This window comes from Actinoplanes sp. NPDC048791, from assembly GCF_040650095.1.
In the GTDB taxonomy this organism is placed as follows: Bacteria; Actinomycetota; Actinomycetes; order Mycobacteriales; family Micromonosporaceae; genus Actinoplanes.
Genome location: NZ_JBEZGQ010000744.1, coordinates 1 through 4337, shown reverse-complemented (window position 1 = coordinate 4337; position 4337 = coordinate 1). Strand labels below are relative to the sequence as shown.

The window sequence follows — 4337 nt, the reverse complement described above, 5'->3', positions numbered from 1 at the left end:
CCGGGCGGCCGCCCTCGTCGCCGTCGCGGTCCTCCCGGCCGCGGCCGGTATCACCGGCGCCGCGTACCAGAATCCGGGCCAGTTCCTGACCGGGTTCCATTCCGCCGCTGTCATCTGCGCCGTGCTGTGCATCCTCGCCGGCGGACTGGCCGCAGCCACCGTCCGCAACGCCGGTCGGCCGGCGGGGACCCCGATCGGGCAAACGACGGAGCGCACGACCGCCAGTTCGCTTGTTCGATGACTCGAACTGCCTGGTCGTCCGTGGACCACCACAAAAACGGGAAGGGGAAACGATGCGTATCGCCGTGGCCGGGGGCACCGGCCAGGTCGGCCGGATGGTCGTCGAACAGGCACGGGCCGCCGGCCATGACGTGGTGGTGATCGCCCGGTCGGTCGGGGTGGATCTCAGTACTGGAGCGGGCCTGGACGCCGCGCTGGAACGGGTGCAGACCGTGATCGACGTGTCGAACATCCAGACAGTCAGCAAGTCCGCGTCGATCCACTTCTTCGAGACGACGACGCGGAACCTGCTGGCGGCCGAACAACGATGCGAGGTCCGTCATCACGTACTGCTGTCGATCGTCGGGATCGACCGCGTGAAGTGGGGCTATTACCAGGGAAAACGCCGACAGGAAGAACTCGTGCTGGCCGGCCCGGTGCCGGCCACCATTCTGCGCTCCACCCAGTTCTTCGAGTTCACCACGCAATCGCTGACTGCCTTTCCCGGGCCCGTGGCCGTCGTCCCTTGGATGCGTGCGCAACCGGTGGCAGCGGCCGAAGTGGCCGCCGAGTTGGTGCGACTGGCCGAAGAGCCCCCGGCGGGGCGGGTTGCCGAGCTGGCGGGCCCCGAGGTGTTGGCGATGTCGTCAGCGGTTCGCCAGGTGGCCAGATCCCGAGGCCCGCACAAAGTGGTGGTGAGCGTGCCGTGGCCGTCCGCCGCGGGTCTCTCGATGGCCAACGGCGGTCTCCTGCCGGCCGGGCCCGGCCCACGAGGCATCCTGCGGTTCGCGGAGTGGCTTTCGGGAATGCCGCAACCGCCTGCGCCTCAGCGATAGCCTCGACCGGGACCGCCAAATCGAGCCCGCGCAGCGAAACGTCGGCGTCGGGCGCCTCGGCGCATGACGAACGACCTCGGCGCCGGCCGCGGCAGCGCGGCCGGTTCGAGGCCGCTCAGCCGCTGTTCCACCCTCGGAGCTTGTTCGGATTGAGGACCACCCAAAGGGCCGTGACGTGGTCCTGGTCGCAGGTCACGGCGATCACGGCGAGGGCCCGCCCGGACCGGCGCAGCACCAGCCCCGATCCCCCGTTGACACTTTGCACCATCAGGTCGGTCTCCGGCAGCAGCGTCTGCAACAGCCAGGTCACCTCGCCGGCTCCGACGAGCGGAAGGAGCGGAGCAGGTACGCGGCCACCGCTGTCACACACCGCGACGGCAGCCGGGCTGAGGGCAGCTTCGATCGCCTCGGCGTCGCCGGTCCGGCAGGCGGCGGCGAGCCGGTGTACGACCTCGTCAGGAACGGGCATCGCCCGGCGGGACGGTCTTCGTTTCCACCCGCGTCCGCACCCCTGCCCCCCTGTCTCTCGCTGTCACGACTACAGACCGGGCAGGCGGCTAATGTGTGACAGCGACCGCGGCGGCGAGTTTGCCGGGTTTCATCATCCACAGCACCTTTTCGATGCCGTCCTCCGAGGCATCGACGGTGACCATCCCGAGCACCGTGTCACCGCGGTGCAGCACGGCAGCGGGCTGCCCGTTGGCGTTCGCCCAGCGCACGTCCACACCGTCCCAGTACCAGCTCGAGAACGCCGCGATGAACTGCGCCACCTGGGCCGCTCCGGCGACCACCTTGCGGGCGATGTGCTTGGCGCCGTTGCCGTCGGAGACGCTCGCCACGTCGGCGGCGAACAGCTTCTCCAGCGCATCGAGGTCGCCTGAGCGGGCGGCGTCGAGGAAGGTCGCCAGCAGCCGGCGCTGCGCCGACTCGGGCACCGGGATCTTGCGCTCGCGGGCCACGTGCTTGCGGGCGCGGCTGACCTGCTGGCGTACGGCCGCCTCGCTGGATTGCAAGATGTCCGCGATCTGTGCGTAGGGGTAGTCGAACGCCTCCCGCAGCACGTAAGCCGCCCGCTCCTGCGAGGTGAGCCGTTCCATCAGCATCAGCACGGCCAGCTCCAGTGCCTCCCCCCGCTCAGCCCCGAGGAAGGGATCAGCACTCGTGTCGACCGGCTCGGGCAACCACGGCCCGATGTAGGTCTCCCGCCGGGCCCGCGCCGACTGCAGCTCGTTGATGGCCAGCCGGGTCGTGGTCGTCGCCAGGAACGCACCCGGGTTCTGCACCACGGTGCGATCGGTGTTCTGCCAGCGCAACCAGACATCCTGCACCAGATCCTCGGCCTCGCCGGCACTGCCGAGCATCCGGTAGGCGATCCCGAACAGGCGTGGCCGCACGCCCGTGAAGATCACCGCTGCCTCGTCGAGATCGCCCATCACCGGCCCCCAGATTTGTGGTGACACCAGGTTGACCCGCTGTCACAGATTCGAACCCTGCCCGGTCTCGACTGTCAAAGGCAACCGACAGTTGTGGAGGGCACATGAAAAACCACGTTCTGGAGCCGGCGGCGCAGGAGATCGCCGACGCCACGAGCAAACCCCCTTTCCTGTACGAGATCGGCGTCGCCGCCGCTCGTAAGGTGCTCGACGACATACAGGCGGCGCCCGTCGACAAACCGGACGTCGACGAGAAGTGGATCAATGTGGGCGACGTGCCGGTCCGCATCGTCAAGCCGGCCGGCACCACGGGGCAACTGCCCACCATCCTGTACGTCCACGGCGGCGGCTGGATTCTCGGCAACGCCGGCACCCACGATCGGCTGGTCCGCGAGCTGGCCGTCGGCGTGCGGGCCGCGGTCGTCTTCGTCGAGTACGACCGGTCGCCCGAAGCCCGCTACCCGCTTGCCATCGAGCAGGCGTACGCGACAGCGCAATGGATCACCAAGAAGGGCTCGACCGAAGGGCTCGACGCTACCCGGCTCGCCGTCGCCGGCGACTCGGTCGGCGGGAACATGACCGCGGCGCTCACCATCCTCGCCAAGCAGCGCGGCGACGTCACCTTCGTCCACCAGTCGATGTACTACCCGGTCACCGACGCCGGCCAGGACACCGACAGTTATCGCGAATTCGCAGACGGGCCCTACCTGCCGGCCAAGAGCATGGCCTGGTTCTGGGACGCCTACCTGCCTGAGGTGGAGAGGCGCTCCGAGATCACCGCGTCGCCGCTGCGCGCCACCCTCGACGACCTCGCCGGACTGCCGGAGGCGTTTCTGCTCGTCGACGAGAACGACGTGCTGCGCGACGAAGGTGAAGCCTACGCCCGCAAGCTCACCGCGGCCGGCGTCCGCACCACGAGCGCGCGCTACAACGGCACGCTGCACGACTTCATGATGCTCAACCCGGTCCGCAGCACCGCCGCCGCGACCGCCGCGATCGAGCAGGCCATCCACGTCCTCCGCAAAGCCCTCAGCTGAAAGGCAGAGATCAATGACAACTGTTCTCCTCGTCCACGGCGCGTTCGCCGAATCAGCCAGTTGGAACGGCGTCACCGAGCGGCTGACCGCCGCCGGCCACGACGTCATCGCCGTGGCCAATCCGTTGCGCAGCCTCGCCGGTGACGCCGCATACGTACGCGACCTGATCACGTCGATCGGCGGCCCGGTCGTGCTCGTCGGCCACTCGTACGGCGGCATGGTGATCACCGAAGCCGCCGCCGGCAATGACGCCGTGACCGCGCTGGTCTACGTCTGTGCCTTCGCCCCGGACACCGGCGAGTCCGCCCTCGACCTGTCGACGAAGTTCCCCGGCAGCACCCTCGGCGACGCGCTCACCGCCTACCCGGTCTCGACCGGTGGTACCGAGTTCGCCATCCGCAAGGACGCCTTCCACCACCAGTTCGCCGCCGACGTGCCCGACGAGCAGGCCGCGCTGATGTACGCGACCCAACGCCCCGTCACCCAGGTGGCGCTGTCCACCGGCCTGTCCACCGGCCAACCGGCCTGGAAGACCGTCCCGGCCTGGTTCGTCTTCAGCGACCAGGACCGCAACATCCCGGTCGCGCTGCACCGCTTCCTGGCCGAACGGGCGAGCGCCCGCGGCGTACGCGAAATCGCCGGCGCCTCCCACGCGCTGAGCGTCTCCCAGCCGGACGCGGTCGCCGAGACGATCCTCGAGGCCGCCAAGTAGAAGCGCCCGGGTCGCCGGCCGTGGGCGGGGTGGCGGACCCACATTCCAGGGAGGGGCCCATGGGCGGCGGCGTCATCCTCGCCGCGATCGTCGCCAAACA

5 protein-coding genes and 1 pseudogene are annotated in these 4337 nt (G+C 69.4%); 4 read left to right on the top strand and 2 right to left on the bottom strand.

The window, feature by feature from the left end; all coding sequences use genetic code 11:
* Nucleotides 1–241, top strand: a pseudogene (locus tag AB0C29_RS36000) (hypothetical protein); the annotation flags it as partial.
* A gap of 52 nt (nt 242–293) precedes the next feature.
* Nucleotides 294–1055: an NAD(P)H-binding protein gene (locus AB0C29_RS35995; RefSeq protein ID WP_360830074.1), complete on the top strand. Its 762-nt coding sequence runs from the start codon at nt 294–296 to the stop codon at nt 1053–1055.
* Between the two features lie 115 nt (nt 1056–1170).
* On the opposite strand, the gene AB0C29_RS35990 is transcribed toward AB0C29_RS35995, so the two are convergent.
* A complete protein-coding gene (locus AB0C29_RS35990; protein ID WP_360830071.1) occupies nt 1171–1524 on the bottom strand; it encodes a siderophore-interacting protein in 354 nt (117 codons plus the stop codon).
* An 88-nt stretch (nt 1525–1612) separates the two neighbouring features.
* Complete coding sequence (locus AB0C29_RS35985) at nt 1613–2515, bottom strand: RNA polymerase sigma-70 factor (protein ID WP_360830068.1); 903 nt, start codon at nt 2513–2515, stop codon at nt 1613–1615.
* Between the two features lie 77 nt (nt 2516–2592).
* Here AB0C29_RS35985 and AB0C29_RS35980 point away from each other — a divergent pair, with 77 nt between their 5' ends.
* Both AB0C29_RS35980 and AB0C29_RS35975 read left to right on the top strand, forming a co-directional pair.
* On the top strand, nt 2593–3525 hold the full coding sequence (locus AB0C29_RS35980) for an alpha/beta hydrolase (RefSeq protein ID WP_360830065.1): 933 nt from the start codon (nt 2593–2595) through the stop codon (nt 3523–3525).
* 13 nt (nt 3526–3538) lie between these two features.
* Complete coding sequence (locus tag AB0C29_RS35975; protein ID WP_360830061.1) at nt 3539–4237, top strand: alpha/beta hydrolase; 699 nt, start codon at nt 3539–3541, stop codon at nt 4235–4237.
* The last annotated feature ends 100 nt before the right edge of the window (nt 4238–4337 follow it).

Coding starts and splice junctions, on each gene's coding strand:
- AB0C29_RS35995 (WP_360830074.1), top strand. CDS start 294: ATGCGTATCGCCGTGGCCGGGGGCACCGGCCAGGTCGGCCGGATGGTC.
- AB0C29_RS35990 (WP_360830071.1), bottom strand. CDS start 1,524: ATGCCCGTTCCTGACGAGGTCGTACACCGGCTCGCCGCCGCCTGCCGG.
- AB0C29_RS35980 (WP_360830065.1), top strand. CDS start 2,593: ATGAAAAACCACGTTCTGGAGCCGGCGGCGCAGGAGATCGCCGACGCC.
- AB0C29_RS35975 (WP_360830061.1), top strand. CDS start 3,539: ATGACAACTGTTCTCCTCGTCCACGGCGCGTTCGCCGAATCAGCCAGT.